We start from the raw sequence: 346 nt of genomic DNA on the forward strand, positions 1-346 counted from the left end.
GAGGAGATCACCTACCGGCTGATCAACCGCCGGTACAACCTGATGCTCCCCACGCTGATCACCAGCAACCTCGCCATGCGCGACCTCCGTGGACACCTCGGGGACCGGGTCGCCTCCCGTCTCGCCGAGATGACCACCCGCGTCACCTTCGAGCCCGTCGACCACAGACGTCAGCCCCACGCCGCCTGAGCTGCCGCAGGCCGCCACGCCGGGCCGCGCACCCGGCGCGCCGCCCCATGTACTTCTCGACCAGCAACACCTCTCCGCCGACGCCCACCGCGCGCGGAGAGTGATCGGAGCAACAGCATGACACCCACGACGATCAACCCTGCCCGCTACCGGTCGC

General features: G+C 69.7%; 1 pseudogene. It reads left to right on the plus strand.

Annotated elements, in window-relative coordinates:
* A pseudogene (locus J0695_RS41920) lies at positions 1-189 on the plus strand (ATP-binding protein); the annotation flags it as partial.
* Between the last annotated feature and the right edge of the window lie 157 nt (positions 190-346).

This window comes from Streptomyces beijiangensis (genome assembly GCF_017315755.1).
Classification (GTDB): domain Bacteria; phylum Actinomycetota; class Actinomycetes; order Streptomycetales; family Streptomycetaceae; genus Streptomyces; species Streptomyces beijiangensis.